The sequence below is a fragment of the Marinobacter fuscus genome (assembly GCF_003007675.1).
Lineage (GTDB): Bacteria > Pseudomonadota > Gammaproteobacteria > Pseudomonadales > Oleiphilaceae > Marinobacter > Marinobacter fuscus.
The window spans coordinates 1-18,076 of the sequence record NZ_PXNP01000101.1 but is presented as its reverse complement, the minus strand read 5'-3'; the positions used below and the strand labels follow the sequence as shown (position 1 = coordinate 18,076).

The 18,076-nt window shown below is 57.6% G+C and carries 20 protein-coding genes; 9 read left to right on the top strand and 11 right to left on the bottom strand.

Annotated features, from left to right (window positions below; all coding sequences use genetic code 11):
- The first annotated feature begins 2 nt into the window (after positions 1–2).
- Genes C7H09_RS14705 through C7H09_RS14695 form a run of 3 tightly spaced genes read left to right on the top strand, consistent with a single transcriptional unit; the run spans position 3 to position 2,352 of the window.
- Entirely contained in the window at positions 3–797 is a 795-nt protein-coding gene (locus C7H09_RS14705) for an ABC transporter ATP-binding protein (protein WP_106763990.1), read from the top strand.
- Complete coding sequence (locus tag C7H09_RS14700) at positions 797–1,735, top strand: MlaD family protein (protein WP_106763988.1); 939 nt, start codon at positions 797–799, stop codon at positions 1,733–1,735. Before C7H09_RS14705 ends, C7H09_RS14700 begins: the two co-directional genes overlap by 1 nt.
- Positions 1,732–2,352 (top strand): ABC-type transport auxiliary lipoprotein family protein, encoded by a 621-nt coding sequence (locus C7H09_RS14695; protein ID WP_106763985.1) that lies wholly within the window; start codon positions 1,732–1,734, stop codon positions 2,350–2,352. Before C7H09_RS14700 ends, C7H09_RS14695 begins: the two co-directional genes overlap by 4 nt.
- Positions 2,353–2,358: 6 nt before the next feature.
- On the opposite strand, the gene pgsA is transcribed toward C7H09_RS14695, so the two are convergent.
- From pgsA to C7H09_RS14675, 4 genes are read right to left on the bottom strand one after another with little or no spacing between them, the layout of a single operon-like run.
- Positions 2,359–2,913, bottom strand: coding sequence for a CDP-diacylglycerol--glycerol-3-phosphate 3-phosphatidyltransferase (gene pgsA / locus C7H09_RS14690; protein WP_106763983.1), 555 nt, complete (start codon positions 2,911–2,913; stop codon positions 2,359–2,361).
- A 7-nt stretch (positions 2,914–2,920) separates the two neighbouring features.
- A complete protein-coding gene (gene uvrC / locus C7H09_RS14685; RefSeq protein ID WP_106763981.1) occupies positions 2,921–4,780 on the bottom strand; it encodes an excinuclease ABC subunit UvrC in 1,860 nt (619 codons plus the stop codon).
- Positions 4,764–5,420, bottom strand: a complete 657-nt coding sequence (gene uvrY, locus C7H09_RS14680; RefSeq protein ID WP_106763979.1) for a UvrY/SirA/GacA family response regulator transcription factor — start codon at positions 5,418–5,420, stop codon at positions 4,764–4,766. The genes uvrC and uvrY overlap by 17 nt, the downstream gene beginning before the upstream one ends.
- Before the next feature lie 42 nt (positions 5,421–5,462).
- Complete coding sequence (locus tag C7H09_RS14675; protein WP_106763977.1) at positions 5,463–5,726, bottom strand: hypothetical protein; 264 nt, start codon at positions 5,724–5,726, stop codon at positions 5,463–5,465.
- Positions 5,727–5,939: 213 nt separating this feature from the next.
- Between C7H09_RS14675 and C7H09_RS14670 the strand changes: the two genes are divergently transcribed.
- The gene (locus tag C7H09_RS14670; protein ID WP_106763975.1) at positions 5,940–6,644 is read left to right on the top strand and encodes an AzlC family ABC transporter permease; all 705 of its coding nucleotides are present in this window, start codon (positions 5,940–5,942) and stop codon (positions 6,642–6,644) included.
- Entirely contained in the window at positions 6,637–6,981 is a 345-nt protein-coding gene (locus C7H09_RS14665; protein WP_106763972.1) for a branched-chain amino acid transporter permease, read from the top strand. The genes C7H09_RS14670 and C7H09_RS14665 overlap by 8 nt, the downstream gene beginning before the upstream one ends.
- Here the strand turns inward: C7H09_RS14665 and C7H09_RS14660 are convergent, their stop codons facing one another.
- Positions 6,982–7,386 carry a DUF1330 domain-containing protein gene (locus C7H09_RS14660; protein WP_106763970.1) on the bottom strand — a complete coding sequence of 135 codons (405 nt, stop codon included), beginning with the start codon at positions 7,384–7,386 and terminating at the stop codon, positions 6,982–6,984.
- 220 nt (positions 7,387–7,606) lie between these two features.
- On the opposite strand from C7H09_RS14660, the gene C7H09_RS14655 reads away from it, so the two are divergent.
- The 3 genes from C7H09_RS14655 (at position 7,607) to C7H09_RS14645 (ending at position 10,321) form a co-directional block, all read left to right on the top strand.
- Positions 7,607–8,254 carry a c-type cytochrome gene (locus C7H09_RS14655; protein ID WP_106764018.1) on the top strand — a complete coding sequence of 216 codons (648 nt, stop codon included), beginning with the start codon at positions 7,607–7,609 and terminating at the stop codon, positions 8,252–8,254.
- Between the two features lie 9 nt (positions 8,255–8,263).
- Entirely contained in the window at positions 8,264–9,295 is a 1,032-nt protein-coding gene (locus C7H09_RS14650; protein WP_240616605.1) for a c-type cytochrome, read from the top strand.
- 75 nt (positions 9,296–9,370) lie between these two features.
- On the top strand, positions 9,371–10,321 hold the full coding sequence (locus C7H09_RS14645; RefSeq protein WP_420844195.1) for an AEC family transporter: 951 nt from the start codon (positions 9,371–9,373) through the stop codon (positions 10,319–10,321).
- Positions 10,322–10,407: 86 nt separating this feature from the next.
- On the opposite strand, the gene C7H09_RS14640 is transcribed toward C7H09_RS14645, so the two are convergent.
- The 3 genes from C7H09_RS14640 to C7H09_RS14630 form a co-directional block, all read right to left on the bottom strand.
- Positions 10,408–12,498 (bottom strand): 3-hydroxyacyl-CoA dehydrogenase NAD-binding domain-containing protein, encoded by a 2,091-nt coding sequence (locus C7H09_RS14640; RefSeq protein ID WP_206074335.1) that lies wholly within the window; start codon positions 12,496–12,498, stop codon positions 10,408–10,410.
- Positions 12,499–12,561: 63 nt separating this feature from the next.
- Entirely contained in the window at positions 12,562–13,803 is a 1,242-nt protein-coding gene (locus C7H09_RS14635; RefSeq protein ID WP_106763965.1) for a CaiB/BaiF CoA transferase family protein, read from the bottom strand.
- A complete protein-coding gene (locus C7H09_RS14630; RefSeq protein ID WP_106763962.1) occupies positions 13,800–14,960 on the bottom strand; it encodes an acyl-CoA dehydrogenase family protein in 1,161 nt (386 codons plus the stop codon). The genes C7H09_RS14635 and C7H09_RS14630 overlap by 4 nt, the downstream gene beginning before the upstream one ends.
- A gap of 157 nt (positions 14,961–15,117) precedes the next feature.
- Here C7H09_RS14630 and C7H09_RS14625 point away from each other — a divergent pair, with 157 nt between their 5' ends.
- Complete coding sequence (locus tag C7H09_RS14625; protein ID WP_106763960.1) at positions 15,118–15,633, top strand: LysR family transcriptional regulator; 516 nt, start codon at positions 15,118–15,120, stop codon at positions 15,631–15,633.
- A 15-nt stretch (positions 15,634–15,648) separates the two neighbouring features.
- Here the strand turns inward: C7H09_RS14625 and tnpC are convergent, their stop codons facing one another.
- The 3 genes from tnpC to tnpA are packed head-to-tail and all read right to left on the bottom strand — an operon-like array spanning position 15,649 to position 17,993.
- Positions 15,649–17,250: an IS66 family transposase gene (tnpC, locus tag C7H09_RS14620; protein WP_106762036.1), complete on the bottom strand. Its 1,602-nt coding sequence runs from the start codon at positions 17,248–17,250 to the stop codon at positions 15,649–15,651.
- 57 nt (positions 17,251–17,307) lie between these two features.
- Positions 17,308–17,676, bottom strand: a complete 369-nt coding sequence (tnpB, locus tag C7H09_RS14615; protein ID WP_106761477.1) for an IS66 family insertion sequence element accessory protein TnpB — start codon at positions 17,674–17,676, stop codon at positions 17,308–17,310.
- Positions 17,676–17,993 (bottom strand): IS66 family insertion sequence element accessory protein TnpA, encoded by a 318-nt coding sequence (tnpA, locus tag C7H09_RS14610; RefSeq protein ID WP_106761476.1) that lies wholly within the window; start codon positions 17,991–17,993, stop codon positions 17,676–17,678. Before tnpA ends, tnpB begins: the two co-directional genes overlap by 1 nt.
- Positions 17,994–18,076 lie beyond the last annotated feature (83 nt).

Sequence of the window (18,076 nt, the reverse complement as noted above, 5' to 3'; positions counted from 1 at the left end):
CCATGAGCGACCATCCGATCATTCAGGTGCGGGGTTTAGGAAACCGCTTTGGTAGTCATGTTGTGCACGAAAACCTCAGTCTGGACTTGTATCCCAGGGAGATTCTGGGGGTGGTAGGCGGCTCCGGTACCGGAAAATCGGTACTCTTACGCAGCATCGTGGGGCTGAACCCGCCGAGTGGCGGGCGTATTACGGTATTCGGGCAGGATCTGACCGAACTCCCTGCCAGCGAACGATCCCGCTATGAGCAGCGGTTTGGCGTTCTGTTCCAGAATGGCGCCTTGTTTACATCCCTGACACTGGAGCAGAATATCGCCCTCCCCCTGATCGAGCACGCCAGCCTGAACCGCCGGGAAGCCGAAGAACTGGCCCGTATGAAGCTGGCGCTCACCGGCCTGCCGGTCAACGCGGCGAAAAAATACCCGTCGGAACTGTCTGGCGGTATGGTCAAACGGGCAGCCCTGGCGCGATCACTGGCTCTGGACCCTGAGATTCTGTTTCTGGACGAACCAACCGCGGGCCTGGATCCTATCGGGGCCGCAGCGTTTGACGAGCTGATTGTGACGCTGCGGGATGCTCTGGGTTTGACCGTATTTCTGGTGACCCACGATCTCGATACGCTCTATACCACGTGTGATCGCGTGGCAGTGCTGTCGCAACGCAAGGTGCTTGTTGCCGATACACTGGACCGGGTGGCTGGTAACGAGGATGCATGGATTCAAGCCTACTTTCACGGCCCCCGGGGGCGTGCTGCCGTTGCCGCGCGCCATCAGCACACTGAACAGGAGCGGGGATAATGGAACCCAAAGCCCACCACGTTGTTATCGGCTTCTTCACTCTGGCTGCAGTCAGCGCCGCACTACTGTTCGCCCTTTGGCTGGGTAAATCATCAACCGATGCCGAATGGAGCTACTACCAGATCGGTTTCAACCACCCGGTCGGCGGCCTGGCCAAAGGCAACCCGGTACTTTACAGCGGCATTCCGGTGGGCGATGTTCTGAATTTGACCCTGGCACCTGATAACCCTGCCCATGTACGGGTGCTGGTGCGGGTTCGTCGCGATATTCCCGTTCGGGAAAACACCAAAGCTGGCCTGGTACTGGCCAACATTACTGGCAGCATGAGTGTACAGTTTACCGGCGGCTCTCCCGACAGCCCTGTTCTGGCGGGTGATGAGCGCAACCCACCATTAATTGCCGCTGAACCGTCAGCGTTAAGCAGCTTGCTGACCAACGGGGAGGCTATGCTGAGCAAAGCAGAGAGTTTACTGGAGAACGCCAACCGGCTGCTGGCGACAGAAAACCTGGAGAACGTCGCCGTCATTCTGGAGAACACCCGCCTGGCGAGTGAATCGCTGATGCAAAGCCGGGGCGAACTGGACGCCCTGATGAATCGTTTTGATGCCGCAGGCATTCGCGCCGAGGAAGCCGCCACCAAAGTCTCAGCCGCTGCGGATCGCTCCCGTGAAGTACTGGATCAGAACGTAGCCCCGGTGCTAGACGCCGTCAGCAACGCGCTGACAACCTTGCAACCCACGCTGGATCGCCTGAACCGCGTCACTGCCGACAACGAGCTGTCTTTGGAGGCGGGCCTGCAGGGGCTGGGCGAGATAACCCCGGCGCTGCGGGAGTTGCGCAACACGCTTCGCAACCTGAACGCGTTTACCCGCCGTGTGGAACAGGATCCAACCGGCACCCTGCTGGGGCGACCGAAGCTCAAGGAGTTTAAAGAATGATGCCCGTACCACTCCGGCTAGCCTCACTCGGGTTCGCATCGCTACTCGCTGGCTGCACCGTGTTGCCGCTGCCAGACCCTCCCCGCTACATGGATCTTGCCCCGCCCGCTGCAATACCGACCTTTGAGCAAGCGTTACCGGTAAGCCTTCGTATTGGCACGCCACTGGCCTCAGACCCCTTGGATAACAATGCCATTGTTATCAAGCCCTCTCCCTATGAGTTTCAGGCCATTCCCGGCGCCCGCTGGCGTGAAGCCTCGCCGGTGGTGGTACGGGATTATCTGATCACTGCGTTCCGTGCCAGCGATGGCTTTACCAATGTCATTACTGATACCAGCCCGGCCAGCTCAAACATTACGCTGGTGTCTGAGTTAGCGGGCTTTCATGTGCAGTCGCTCGGAGAGAGCTACAAGCTGGTACTGTCGATACATCTGAACATGATGGAAGAGCGCTCACGGGAAAGCTTATGCGTTCGCAATTACGTCAGCGAAACACCCGTGGCGACGATCGGCCTGGAGAACCTTGTTGAAAGCTTCAGCCAGTCTGCCGACACCTTCGCCGGCCAGGCGGTAGAATGGGCCTATGAGTGCCTGGAAGCGGTTGCCGCTGGTACGTAGCGCTGATTACTGGCGGGCCCTGGGGAACAGATCGCCCCAGGCCGCACGCAGATACAGAAACATAGACCAGAGCGTAAGTACTGCAGCGATATAAAGTAATCCAACGGCAACGTCTGCCCAAAGGTTGCTCGGAGGGAAGGCAAGCAGCCCGAAAATAGCGGCCATTTGTGCCGTCGTTTTTACTTTCCCGATAAAGGAAACAGAAACGCTGCCCCGACTGCCGATTTCGGCCATCCACTCCCGCAACGCAGAAATGACGATTTCCCGACCAATAATGACCGTTGCAGGAATCGTCAGCAAGACTGCGGAATATTCCTCGATCAGCACCGCCAAAGCCACCGCAACCATCAGTTTGTCGGCAACCGGGTCCAGGAAAGCGCCAAATGGCGTGCTCTGGTCAAGCTTTCGCGCCAAATAGCCATCCAACCAATCGGTAACGCCCGCCACCGCGAAAATGAGCGCGCTGACCATGTAACTCCAGTCCATTGGCAGGTAAAACACAACCACGAATACCGGGATCATCACGATACGGGACATGGTGAGCAGATTCGGCAAATTCATGGTATTCCTATTGGTCATGCAATGCTGCGTAAATGGTTTCGGCCAGTGCCTTGCTGATGCCCTGAACCTTGGCCATCTCATCAACGCTGGCTTTGCGTAGTTCCTGTATTCCGCCAAAATAACGGATCAATTCCCGGCGACGCTTCGGCCCCACCCCTTCAATGCCTTCAAGCGTGGACTGTCGCCGTTTTTTGTCACGGCGCATCCGGTGACCGGTTATGGCGAACCGGTGCGACTCATCACGGATGTGCTGGATCAGGTGCAGTGCCGGGGAATCTGCCGGTACCCGGAAGACCGCGCCGGTCATTGCATCAATCAACTGTTCCATACCGGCCCGCCGGGTAACCCCTTTCGCAACCCCAATCAGTGGTATATCAGAAATACCAAGCTCATCAAAGACTTCCCGGGCAATATTCAACTGCCCCTTACCACCATCGATAAACACCAGATCCGGGCGCTTACCCTCTCCGTTTACCAGGCGGCGGTAGCGGCGGGTTAATACCTGGCGCATGGCCGCGTAATCATCCCCTGCGGTTATGTCTTCGATATTGTAAAGCCGGTAGTCGCTTTTCAGGGGGCCATTCTCGTCGAAAACCACACAGGATGCGACGGTATTTTCCCCATGGCTGTGGCTGATATCAAAACATTCCATTCGGGAGGGCGTTTCAGACAGTTCCAGCAGATCCCGAAGTGCCAGCAAGCGGCGGTAAACCGTTTCTTTACTGGCCAGGTGAGTCAGCAGTGTCTGCCGGGCGTTAGTCATCGCCAGTTCCAGCCAGCGGCGGCGCTCTCCGCGCACGTTGCCCCGAATCCGGGTTTCCCGATTGGCGGCCTCCGTGAGGGCCTGGGCAAGGAGCGCCTGGCCCTCCACTTCTACCGGAACCAGAACATCGGCAGGAATTTCTCGGCGGGTATCACCACCGAAATAATACTGGCCCAGAAAAGACGCCAGCAGTTCGCCCTCGGTCTGTTCCAGGGAATACCGCGGAAAGTAGTCTTTGGTGCCCAGCACTCGGCCGCCCCGGACAATAATAACCACAATACACACCACGCCAGCGTCCTGGGCAATGGCCACCACATCGGCGTCGCCCGCGCCGCCGTCGACTGATTGCTGTTCCTGCACATGGCGCAGATTGTTAATTTGATCCCGATAGGCTGCGGCCTTCTCAAACTCCAGCCCAGCCGCCGCGGCCTCCATAGCGGCCATCAGATCCTTGATGATCGCCGGATTCTTGCCTTCCAGAAACATGGTGGCGCGGCGGATATCCGCCTGATAGTCCTCGGGAGTGATGTAGTCCACACAAGGTGCTGTGCAACGGTTGATCTGATACTGCAGACAAGGCCGATTTCTATTCCTGAAACAGCTTTCACTACAAGATCTTATACGGAAAACCTTTTGTAGAATATTAAGGCTTTCCTTAACCGCACCGGAGCTTGGAAACGGCCCGAACCAGGTGCCGCCGCCCTTTTTCGTGCGGCCACGACGAAAGGTCAGCGACGGATAATCCGAATGCGAGGACAAGTAAATGTAAGGATAGGACTTATCATCCCGAAGCAGAATGTTGTACGGGGGGCGGAGCGATTTGATTAAATTTTGCTCAAGCAACAGCGCTTCGGTCTCGCTGCCCGTAATGGTGACTTCAATCGATGCGATTTTACCAACCAGTGCTTCGGTTTTCGGCGCAAGCCCGGATTTCCGGAAGTAACTGCTTACTCGTTTGCGCAGATTGCGAGCTTTACCCACATACAGGATAGCCCCGGCGTCGTCATACATCCGATAGACGCCAGGGCGTTCTGTCAATTGTTTCAGGAAACTCTGACTGTCGAATTTCCGGGGTACGGATTCCTGTTCAGACCTTGTCGGCATCCAGTAACCCGAGCCTCACGGCCATCAACGCCAGTTCAACATCGCTGGAAATCTCCAGCTTCTCGAAAATACGGTAGCGGTAACTGTTGACGGTTTTCGGGCTCAGGCAAAGCTTGTCGGAGATGTCTTGCACTTTCAGGCAGTCAACTACCATCATGGCAATCTGCATTTCGCGCTCGGAGAGCCGTTCAAAAAGCGAGAGTTCGCCATCATCCTGGTCGCCACCTAACTGCTTCAAGGCCATTTTCTGTGCAATTTCCGGGCTGATGTAGCGCTGGCCGGAATGGGCCTTGCGAATCGCCCGCACCATCTCGTTTACATCGGCACCTTTGGTGATATAGGCCGTGGCCCCGCTCTGCATTACCCGGGCGGGGTACGGATCATCCGCACAGGCGGTGACCACAATCACGCGGATGGAATCGTCGATACGCAGGATCCGGCGAGTGGCTTCAAGCCCGCCAATACCCGGCATGCGAATGTCCATCAGAACAATATCCGGACGATTGTCGCGAACAAAGTCGATGGCCTCTTCGCCGGAGGACGCCTGGCCAATGACATCGAACTCCGGATTATCAGCCAGCATCCGGGTAATGCCCGAACGCACCAGCTCATGATCATCTACCACTAATACCCTGATCAAACCTCACCTCACGCCAGGTACAGGAACCAGAATTTCGAAAGACTACGCTCCGGAACCGGAGGGTGCCCCAAGGCCGGCGGTGTTCTCTACCGGGTCGAACCAGACAACCAGGTCTCCACGACGAACCGCGTCGAGCACTCGGGTGCGCTCTTCCAGCGGGTTCTCGATGTCGTTGAGGCCATGGTAACGGGTACAGTACTCTTCAGCGAGCCCTTCCAGTTGATCCGCCGTCAGCAAGCTGGCATCGACAACAAATTTTTCTTCGCGGGGATCCGACTCGGGCGCGGATACATCATCTGTGCGCATAAATTCTCCAGTCAGTAGCCGTATGTTACGGTTTTCCAGACGATACAAGAACCCCCGTCAACAATGACATGTTGTTTGCACCCCCCCGAAACGGGCCGACACACGGTAACACAGAAGTCGGGTGCCCCCTTATACGCAACAGGTATACACTAAGAACTTCAAAAACTGTGAACGATTCACTACTATTCCGCTTTCATTTTCCTTCGGATGCTAATGAAACACCACACTTTCAAACTGACACTGCCGATCCTTTTTGGCTACATTCCGCTTGGTATGGCCTTTGGCGTTCTGTTCAGCACCCAACTGGACTATGCATGGTGGATCGCCCCCTTGATGGGCCTGGTCATTTACGCAGGCGCCGGGCAGATACTCGCAGTGAGCCTATTGGCCGCTAATGCAGGGCTGGCTGAAGTCGCCATCGCCATGTTTGTTCTTAATGCCAGGCATCTTTTCTACGGACTTTCGTTGCTCGGGCAATTCCGGGGTGCAGGCTGGCGCAAAGCCTACCTCATTTTTGGTCTGACCGATGAGACCTACTCCCTGCTGACCAGCCGGCCGCGCTCCGACGACCGGCTCTACGAGCAGGCCATCGACTTCCGGATTACCGCCTTCAATCAGGTTTACTGGATTATTGGCTGTACGCTCGGTGCAGTGCTGGCAGAAATGGTCGCCTTTGACAGCACCGGCATCGAGTTTGCCCTGGTTGCTCTGTTTATCGTGCTTACCATTGAGCAACTCAAAGCATTGGGCGATTCGTTTCCGGTGTGGGCGGGTGCCGCAGCGGCAGCGCTCTCCATGGCACTGGTGCCGCCAACCCATCAGTTGGTGGCAGGTATTGTTATCGTGACTGCGGTGCTGCTGTTGCACTATCGCAAACACCGTAATCAGAAACTGGCAGCGGAGGTAAGCCGTGGTTGAGAGCTACTATCTGGCTGCGTTTATTGCCGTTTCTGCGCTGGCAACATTTGCAACGCGGGTTGTGCCGTTTTTGTTTTTCGAACGGCACACCGATCATCCGCTGGTGAAGCACATCGGGAGATTCCTTCCGGCGGCTGTTATGGCGCTGCTGGCAACCGTGTTTCTGCAACGCTCCGCCACCTGGCAAGCAACACTGCCGGGCCTGGATGCTCTGTTACCTGCCCTATTGGTGGTGATGATCCATTTGTGGCGGCGAAATGCGCTGCTGTCAATTGCCGCTGGTACGGTTGCCTATATGGCGGCCCAGCAATCCGGACTATTCGCGCCCGGGCTCTGATCAGTGGCCATTCTCAACGTTGGCTACCAGCCTGGAGTCCTGCAGGGCGGCTGTCCGGTGCTTCACCACCCCTTTATATTCCGAGCTCTCGATCATCGCCAGATAGGCGTTGATTGAGGGGTAGCGAACCAGCAATACCTGATCCCAGGATTCGTCCGGCGGCGCAATCAGCGCCCCGATACTGCGCCCGGACCAGATCACTTCTGCTCCCACTTCCGCCACGCTGCGCGCGGCTTCTGTCATATATCGGTTGTAGGCATCCCGCCCGGAACAGTCTTCACTGTCATCCGGGTAGTCTGCGCGATCCCGGAACCGCAGCAGGTTAAGCATCACCACGGGCTGGTCGTGGGGAATGTCTTCCAGTATTCGCTTCAGTTCATCCTGAGAAGGATTAACGGTTGTCATAGGTCTCTCTGTCCATTCGTCTTGGGCGTGGTCTTGGTGCCACTTCCTTACAGATATTGATCGACATTAAAGCAAAAGTACAAGTAGCGCACCTGTCGCTTTGCCTTTAGTCGAAGTTAGCTTGCAAACTTGACGCCTATCAAGAGAATATATTCACCTTCACTCAAACTATATCGGTATAACCTGAAGGAATAAAACTTAAAAAATGGAGAGAGTAACCATGAAAAAACGACCGGGGGCATTGCTAACCCTGGGGCTGGCAGCCAGTGTCGGTATTGCCCAGGCAGCATCGGCTGGCGACCCGCAAAAAGGTGCGGAGGTGGCGAATTTGTGCGTTGCCTGTCATCAGGCCGACGGCAGTGGCATGAATATAGCTGGCGGAGAATCATGGCCCCGACTGGCAGGCCTCGATGCCAACTACCTGGCGAAACAGCTGCACGATATCAAAAGTGGTGTCCGCCAAAGTCCGACCATGATGCCTTTCGTGGCCATGCTGGATGACCAGAAAATAGCCGATGTGTCGGCGTACTACAGCCAGATGCCTGCTACTCCAGCAAAAGGTGGAGAGCAGGCCACAGATGCCGCGCTGAAACGCGGTCAGCAACTCGCCGAGCAAGGGGACTGGTCTGATTACATTGTCTCCTGCAAAAGCTGCCACGGCCCGGGCAACCACGGGGCCGGTGGCAACTTTCCGGGTATTGCCAGCCAGCATGCCGGTTACATTGAAGCACAGCTCAAGGCCTGGAAGGCGGGTACCCGCAAGAACGACCCTCAGGATCTTATGGGCAGCATCGCGCGCCGCATGAGCGATGACGACATTCACGCCGTAGCTGCATGGCTGGCTACCCAATCCCCGGCCGCCCGGTAAGGAGACGACATGATGATTCAGAAAGCACTACGTATCGCAGTCTCCGGCGCCTTGCTGGCTGTTGCAACGCCACTACTGGCCAACGACGCAAATAACGATGCCAAAATCCAGGATTACATCAATACGCTGACAGAGCTGGGCTTTCCCGCTCCTGCTGAAGGCGAGATGGTTCATATACCCCCCACCATGGCCGATCTGGACGCCTCGGATTTGCACCCGGAGCTGAAAAAGGTAATCCGCAAAGGGTATGACCTGTTCACCAACACCCAGCAATTACGCGGCGAGTACGTGTTCAACAACATGAATTGCTCCAGTTGCCATCTGGGCGAAGGGCGAATGCCCTTTAGTGCGCCGATCTGGCCAGCCGCCGTTACCCTGCCCGGCTTCCGGGGCAAGAACGGCCATGTAAACAACCTGGAGGAGCGAATTGCCGGGTGTTTTACTTATTCCATGAACGGCAAGTCACCTGCCTACGGCAGCGACACCATGTTGGCCATGTCGGCCTACCACCAGTGGCTGGCCTCAGGGGTGGAGATGTATCCCAAGAAGAAAATTTATGGCCGTGGTTTTCCGGCCCCTGCCCGCCCGGCGGAGTTAAGCTATGCCAGGGGTGAGCAACTGTACAAGGACAACTGTGCGGTCTGCCACGCCGAAGACGGCAGCGGCCTGCGGGTAAACGGCGAAACCGTGTTCCCGGCGCCCTGGGGCGATATGTCGAACAACTGGGGTGCAGGCATTGTGCGCCTGAAAACCGGTGCCGGATTCATCAAAAATAATATGCCGCTGGGCCAGCCCAATTCGCTGACCGATCAGGAAGCCTGGGACATTGCCTACTACATGGACAGCCAGGAGCGGCCCCAGGATCCGCGATACACCGGCAACGTCGCCGAAACCCTGGAGAAGTTCGGCCCTACCTTCCACAAGCACAGCCTGTATGGCCAGGCCCGGGAGAGCGACGGCAAGATTCTGGGTGATCACGCGAACACTGGCGAGAAACCTTTCCTGAAACCCGATACCGTCCGGCCGAGAACATTCGACTGACTCCGGTTATAATCGGTTAATCGAGGCCCCCCATGTGGAGGCCTTTTTTATACTTTCATGCTCAGGGTTGCCCCATTGACCAGTCTCCTCGCCACCTTTCTTTACACCCTTGAAACCACGCTGCCGGTCTTTGCCATGGTGTTTATCGGCATCGGGCTGCGCCGGATTGGCTGGGTGGATCAGCATTTTGTCGGTACCGCCTCAGCCCTGGTGTTCAAGGCCACACTGCCCACCCTGGTGTTTTTAAGCATTATCCGCGCAGATCTGAGCACCACCTTGAACCCGGGGATGCTGGTGTTTTACGGGCTTGCGACCCTGGCCAGCTTTGGCGCCACCTGGTTCTGGGCGGCGCGGCGGGTTCGACATGAAGATCGTGGTGTGTATGTTCAGGGCGCTTTCCGGGGTAATTGCGGCATTGTCGGCCTGGCCCTTGCAGCCAACCTATATGGTGATTACGGTTTGTCCGCTGGCGGCTTGCTGCTCGGGTTGGTGATCATCAGCTATAACTCCCTGTCTGTGATTGTGCTGCTGGCCTATCAGCCCGGCAAGTCCATGACCCTCGCCGGAGCGCTCCGGGATATTGCCCGAAACCCGCTAATCATCGCGGTGGTCATCGCAATCCCCTTTGCAGCCTTTGAGCTACGGCTGCCGGGCTGGGTAATGACCAGCGGCGACTATTTTGCCTCACTTACCCTACCGCTTGCCCTGCTGTGCATTGGCGCCACGGTGTCGCTGAAATCCTTACGCAGTGACAGCGGGCCGGCGCTGGGTTCGGCCACCTGGAAGATGGTCACCCTGCCTGCGGCTTGTACGCTGGTAGCTTGGATGGTGGGTTTTGAAGGCCGGGAATTAGGGCTAATGTTCCTGTTCTTCGCCAGCCCAACGGCAGCAGCGAGCTTTGTGATGGTGAAAGCCCTGGGAGGAAACGATCGCATGGCCGCCAACATCATTGCGTTGACGACGCTGCTGGCCAGTGTGACCGTGACCGTCGGGGTGTTCGTGCTGCAATCCACCGGGGTGGCGTGAGTGCCTGATTGGTGTCAGTTTATTCGCCTCAATCCCCAGAAATAGGCAGTAATACGGACGCCCCAGAGAGCGTCCGGTCAGTGCCTTTAGCCAGCCCAGTCCGCCAGCGTCTGGCCATCACGAACCAACTGCTGCAGCAGCGGCGCGGGCTGCCAGTAAGCCTCGCCAGTCTGCTGGTGCAGCGCCTCCAGGCGCTGACTCACCTGCTCAAGGCCAAGCTGGCTGGCGTAGAACATGGGGCCACCCTGATAAGAGGGAAAACCGTAGCCGTTCACGTACACCACATCGATATCACCCGGGCGCAGTGCAACGCCTTCTTCCAGAATCCGGAAGCCTTCGTTTACCAGCGCCAGCAGGTGTCTATCCAGAATTTCCTGATCCGACAGCGTGCGCCGGGTTATTCCCTGCTGTGCAGCCTGTGCCTCGACCACGGCCACAACCTCCGGGTCAGACTCCCGGGCACGGGTCTTTGGATCGTAACGGTAGTAGCCAGCGCCGGACTTCTGCCCCAACCGCCCCATTTCCACCAGGGCATCTGCGATGCAGTAGCTTCGGGGATCGCCTTTTTGTTCCTGGGTTAGCGCCTGACGAGCTTTGTAACTGATATCCAGCCCCGCCAGATCGGAAACCGCCAGCGGGCCCATGGCCATGCCAAAGCCGGTCAGAGCCGAGTCAATCTGCTCTGGTGTACCGCCCTCAATCAGGCAAAGCTGCGCTTCCCGGGCATACTGACGCAGCATCCGGTTGCCGATAAAGCCGAAGCAGACGCCCGCCAATACAGGCACTTTGCCAATGCGCTTACCCAGAGCCATGGCGGTGGCCAGCACGTCGTCTGCAACCTGATCGGTGCGAACCACCTCCAGCAGGCGCATCACATTGGCCGGGCTGAAAAAGTGCAAACCCACCACATCGGCAGGCCGGCTGACCGAGGCTGCGATTTCGTTGATGTCCAGATAAGAGGTATTGGTCGCCAGAATCGCGCCGGGCTTGCAGTGCTCATCCAGCTCGGCGAAGACCTGTTTCTTCACATCCATGCTCTCGAATACGGCTTCAATCACCAGGTCGACGTCGCCAACGTCGGCGTAGTCTGTGCTGCCCGAGATCAGCTTTTGCCGCTCTTGCGCGGCTGGCCCGGTCAATTTGCCTTTGCTGACGGTGATCTCATAATTCTTGCGGATCAGCCCAAGCCCGCGATCCAGGCCTTCCTGGTTCTGCTCCACCAACGTGACGGGAATACCGGCATTGGCGAAACACATAGCAATACCGCCCCCCATGGTGCCCGCGCCGATAATGCCAACCCGGGCCACCGACCGCGGCATCACCGATTTATCCAACCCCGGCACCCGGGCCGCCTCCCGCTCGGCAAAGAAGATATGGCGAAGCGCCGCGGACTGCTCAGACTGCACACATTCAACAAACTGCGCCCGTTCGAACGCCAGGCCCTGCTCAAAAGGCTTAGACAACGCGGTCTCAACACAATCCACAATGCGTTGGGGCGCTTTCTGGCCGCGCTTGCGTTTGGCCAGCCTGGTACGCCATTCGGCAAATTCTGCCTCGCCAAAGCCCTCGCCCGCCACCTGCAGATCTCTGACCCGGCGCACGCCCGCACCCTTGGCAACCAACTCTCGGGCATACGCCAGGGCGTTTTCGGCAAGCGGCTCGGCCAGGATCCGGTCGATCAACCCGAGAGCACTTGCCTTGGCGCTGCCAACCCGCTGGCCACTGGTGATCATTTCCAGAGCAGCCTCCGGGCCGATCAGCCTTGGTAAACGCTGAGTACCGCCCGCACCGGGCAGCAGGCCAAGATTCACTTCCGGCAGGCCAACCTGGGCCGACGCCAGAGCGCAGCGATAATCGCAACTCAGCGCCACCTCAAAACCACCACCCAGAGCCGTGCCATGCAAGGCCGCAATCACCGGCTTCGGACACGCCTCTATGGCCGCATTGACCTCTGGCAATGACGGCTCCAGAGGCGGCTTACCAAACTCGCTAATGTCGGCACCCGCGATGAACGTGCGGCCTTCGCAGATCAGAACCACCGCTTTGGTGTCATCCCGCCCTGCTTGCTGCAGGGCATCCACCAACCCCTGGCGAACCGACTGGGATAACGCATTCACCGGTGGGTTGTTGATCGTGATCACGCCCAATTCTTCAACTTTTTGATAGCTGACTACCATAATATGCTCTCCTGCAAGAAAAAAAGCCGCACCCGACAACGGGCACGGCGATGGAGAAAAGGTTCAGAGTACGCCGCTGGCTTTCAGCGCACGGATGTCATCGGGCGACTTGCCGAGCACCCGCTCAAGTATTGCGTCGGTGTCTTCGCCCAGTATCGGCGGCGCCTTGTGATATTGCGCGCGGGTTTTCGAGAACTTGATCGGGTTGGCAATGCCCGGCACGGTGCCCAAAACCGGGTGTTCGAGTTCCAGCTTCATTCCGCGGGCGAGCACCTGAGGATCTTCAAACACTTCGGCAATGTTCTGAATCGGGCCACAGGGCACCTGCACTTTCGCCAGTTGCTCCATCCACTCATGGCTGGTACGGGTGCGGGTTCGTTCACATAGCCTACCCACCAGTTCCTGGCGGAACCGAACCCGTTCGGGGTTGGTAGAAAAGCGTTCGTCGTCTGCCAATTCCGGGCAACCGGCGGTTTCGCACAGTTTTCGGAACTGGCTGTCGTTGCCAACGGCAATGATCACCTGACCATCCGCTGTGGGGAACGGTTGGTAAGGCGCCAGGTTTGGGTGGTATTCACCGGTGCGCCGGGGCACCTGGCCACTGCAGAAATAGTTCAACGCCTGGTTGGCCAGCCAGCTCACCTGAACGTCCAGCAAGGCCATATCAATGTATTGGCCTTCACCGCTTTTGGCCCGGTGATGCATGGCGGCAAGAATGGCCACGGCGGCGTTCATACCGGTAGTAAGGTCAGCTACAGCCATGCCCACCCGCTGGGGGCCGGCACCTGGCTGGCCGTCTGCCACGCCGGTAATGCTCATCAACCCGGCCTGGGCCTGTACCAGATAATCGTAACCTGCGTGATTGGCCATTGGGCCGGTTTGCCCGAAACCGGTGATGGAGCAATACACCAGCCCCGGGTTGATGCTGGCAAGCTGGTCGTAACCCAGACCCTTTTTTGCCAGGCCGCCGGTCTTGAAGTTCTCTACCAGCACGTCACATTTGGCAGCCAGCTCCCGGATGATGGCCTGGCCTTCGGGCTTGCCGATATCCACGGTGACCGAGTGCTTGCCACGGTTGGCCGACAAATAGTACGCCGACTGGGGGCGTTCTTTGCCTTGCGGATCCTTGAGCCAGGGCGGGCCCCAATGGCGGGTATCGTCCCCGGCTCCCGGCCGCTCAATCTTGATCACCTCGGCCCCGAGATCGGCAAGAATCTGGGTACACCAGGGCCCGGCCATCACTCTGGACAGGTCAAGCACCCGCAGCCCCGCTAACGGGCCCGGCGTCACAGTTTGGCTACTCATATCCCATCCTTCGCATTGCGAATCATGTGCTTGGCGATCACCAGCTGCTGAATCTGGGAAGTTCCCTCATACAGCCGGAACAAACGAACGTCGCGATAGAAACGCTCAACACAGTATTCGCTGATGTACCCTGCTCCGCCATGTACCTGTACCGCTCGGTCTGCCACCCGGCCAACCATTTCCGTACAGAAAAGCTTGCAACTGGCCGCATTCATGGAGGCAGCCGCACCGGCGTCGTAGGCCCGGGCGGTCTCTTCCACCATGCATTTACCCGCGTAGTATTCCGTCTGGCTATCGGCCAACATCGCCTGTACCAGTTGGAAGTTGGCTATTTCGGTTCCAAACTGCTTACGCTGAGAGGCGTAGGTCACACTTTCGTCAATCAAACGTTTGGCGGTGCCCACACTCAGGGCGCTGATGTGCAGGCGGCCCCGGTCGAGCACTTTCATGGCGGTGATGAAGCCTTTACCTTCCACCCCACCGATCAGCGCGCTGGCAGGCACTCGCACGTTTTCGAAAATAACATCGCAGGTGTGGGCACCTTTCTGGCCCATCTTCTGGTCGGGCTTGCCCAGAGAAATCCCCGGCAGATTGGCATCGACCAGGAACGCCGACACACCTTTGCCACCCTCTTCTTTGGTGCCGGTACGGGCCATCAGGGTGAACACACCCGCCCGGGGCGCGTTGGTGATGTAGCGCTTGCTGCCGTTGATGATGTAGTCATCTCCGTCGCGGCGGGCCGTGGTGGCTACCGACCCGGCATCCGAGCCCGCATCGGCTTCCGTCAGGGCAAAGGAGCCTGTCAGCTCACCACTGGCCAGTTTAGGCAGGTAGTAGGCTTTTTGTTCTTCGGTACCGTCCATCACAATGCCCTGGGAGCCAATCCCAACGTTGGTACCGAACATGGAACGAAACACCGGAGAGGTGTAGCCCACTTCCTGAATGATGGCGACTTCCTCGCTCATCGTTAGCCCAAGCCCGCCGTAGGCTTCCGGAATCGACAATCCGAACAGGCCCATGTCTTTCATTTCGTCGATCACTTCCTCCGGAATGCGGTCTTCTTCAGCCACCTGCATTTCCAGAGGAATGAGACGATCCCGCACGTAGCGGCGAACGCTGTCAACAAATTGGTTCAGAGTATCTTGATCCAGTGCCATTGTGTTCTCCAGGGTCGATAACCGGCGGGGGCCGGTACGGGGCTGACTGTCTTGTATCTAAAAACCATAGCACTCCGTTTTGAATGCCACTATTATATCGTTTTGATGCCACCCATATAATTTTTGGATACCAAGTGTCCCGTAGCGGGAGCGCACCATGTCTTCACTCCTGAAAATAGACCTTCGACAACTCAACACCTTTGTAACCGTTGCCAGCACCGGCAGCTTCAGCCGAGCTGCAGAGAAACTGTTTACCGCACAACCGGCTCTGAGCCGTCAGATTCGGCTGATGGAAGAAGCTTTGAATACAGAAGTGTTTGTTCGCCACGGGCGAGGCGTGGCGCTGACCGCCGCGGGCGAACTGCTTTATGAAAAGGCCCGAGCCATTCTGCAGGAGCTGGAGCGCACCCAGGCGTCGGTGTCTGCCATCGGCGGTGAAGTGACCGGCCAGATTGTGCTGGGCATACTGCCCACCGCCGCCCCGGAGTTCACCGGCAGCATCCTGGCCGAACTGCAAAAACGCTATCCGCAGGTCAAAGTCGCCATCAAGTCCGCCATGAGCGGCACTCTTCAGCAGCTGGTGACCGAACACCGGGTGGATCTTGCGGTTTCTTACAACGTAAGCAGCCGGAAATATCTTCAGTACACGCCGCTGATCGGTAAGCGCCGTTAAATCGCCCCGCTTGCCCTAATCGTATTGAGCCACTTTTTTCGAAGCCGGCAACTCGGCATTCCAGGGCAGCAACGCTTCGAGCTTCTCCAGCGTGTCGGACTCAGCAATGCGTTCCAACACATGGTGGATATAAGCTGAAGGCTCCAGGCCATTGGCCTTGGCGGTTTCGATGAGCGAATAGCAGGTGGCGCTGGCTTTCGCCCCTTGTGAGGTATCGGCGAAGAGCCAGGCCTTTCTGCCGAGGGCAAACGGGCGGATGGCGTTCTCGGCTCCGGCATTGCTGATCTTCAGGTCACCGCGCTCACAGTAGCCGACCAGGTAGTCCCATTGGTTCAGGGTGTAATCCATGGCCTGACGGGTAAGCAGGCCTTTCATCACCTTGGGGGCATTTTTCTCCAGCCAGGCTTTAAAGGCGTTCAACAACGGCAGACTCTTTTCCTGGCGAACCCGATATCGCTCCGCGTCGCTCAGATCCCGGGCGGCCTTTTCAATGGCGTACAGTTTGCGGATGTGGCTCAGGGCTACATCCGCCTTTGAGGGTTGGCCTTTTTTGCCTTTGGCCGGTGCCGCCCGGGACGCCTCCACGTACTTACGTCTCGCGTGATCCCAACACCCGATCCGCGTCAGCTTGTTCGTGGCACAGACCTGCCCATAGCCGGAATAGCCATCGGCTTGCAGAATGCCCTGGAAGTCATCCAGCAGACGCACCGGTACCTTGCCACCTCGTGATGGATCATACTCGAACAGAACCGAAGGTTTTCCCGGTGGACCACCCCGGGTGACCCACATCCATTTGTCGGATTGGGCGGTCTTACCGTCTTCCTTGAGCACCTGGATCCGGGTTTCATCGGCTTGCAGGTAATCACCGCTATTCTGGGTTTCCCGCATCAGGTTGATCAGCGGCTGGAAGACGTCATTCAGCCGGATGATCCAGTGAGCCATGCTGGTGCGACTCACTTCATGCCCCAGGCGCTGGAACATTTGTTCCTGACGGTACAACGGCAGACCGTCGGCATACTTGGAGGTAATGAGGTAAGCCAGCAGTGACGGGGTGGCGATGCACTTGCCCAGCGGGCGCGCCGGACGGGCAGCCGCAACAATGCGCTCTTCGCCGTCCTGCTCGAACACCGCCTTTTCCTGCCAGTACTCCAGCACTTTCAGTTGAGCGGGAATGTACTCCAGCTCTTCCTTCACCTTGGTGAAGAAGGTCTTGCTGGCACCGGCTTTCTCTTCGTCGCTGAGGGTTAATTCAATACGCTCACGCAGCAGCGTATCGGAGAAGCCACGTTGGCGGCGCTTGCGGGAACGGCGGGGCGTCTCTTCCTCTTCGACATCGTCCGGCAGCTCATCGCGCAGTTCATCAATCTCGACTTCCAGCTCGACCTCATCGAACAGCAGGATCTGATTGGGCAGCTTTTCACTGCTGGCGGCGAACTGCTGGATCTTCTTATGGCGCAGCAGTTCTTCGAGGATCTCGATGCGAGCGTCTCGTCGCTGGATGGCGTCTTCTTTGGAGGCGAGTTGCTGCTGAAGGCCGCTGATAACCGCCACCATCTCAGCGGTCGATAAACCGTTGAGATCCGGGGTTTTGAGGGCGTTATCAGGCGTTGATTTCATGGCGGAATTATAGCAAAAACAATGCCCTGGCACACCTAAAACGTAATGCAAAAAGGGCTATCCGACACTCTCATAGTGCAGGGTTTTATGGCCCCGCAACAGACTGATGTCGTAGCCGTCCAACAACCAGTTGATCTGTTCACCGGTCAGCGGCATCAGCTCATCCGCAGGCCCTGGCCACTTGAATTTTTCCTCAGCCAAGGCTTTGTAATAGAGCACAAAGCCGTTGTCTTCCCACATTAGACATTTGATCTTGTTCCGCTGCCGGTTGGTGAAGGCGTAAAGTGCACCGGAGAATGGGCTGTGCCCCAGTTCCTGTTCAACCAGCAGGGCCAGGCCGTTGGCCTGCTTGCGGAAGTCGATGGGCTTTCGGTACAGGTAGATCTCCGGCAAATCCCTGGAAGGGCGCAGATAGCGGTGACGCATCACAGCTGTCTCAAGACGGCACCCAGCAAATCGATATTACCGGCATGCAGACCGGTGATCGATACGCCGCCGGGCAGTGACACGGTCAAACTGACTCCGGCATCCGGAGTCGGAGTCGGAGTCACGCGAGTGAATCCGGATCGAGCGTGAACCGGTTCATCACTGGATTCGACACGACCGGTCAGCTTCTGCCGCCAGTAGACAAACCGATGATAAACAAGCGACTCTTGTTTGCAGTAGGCTGCACCGGACAGGCCCGAGGCCTGCCAGTCCGACAGCGTCTCTTGCCAGAACTGGTGTAAATCAGGGGTAGTCATCGGATTCCTCTTTAATGTGAAAGCAGGAATCAGTGTGGCGAAACTCGGGCGTCAGCTACAGGTGCGGATTTATTGGCGCTTAC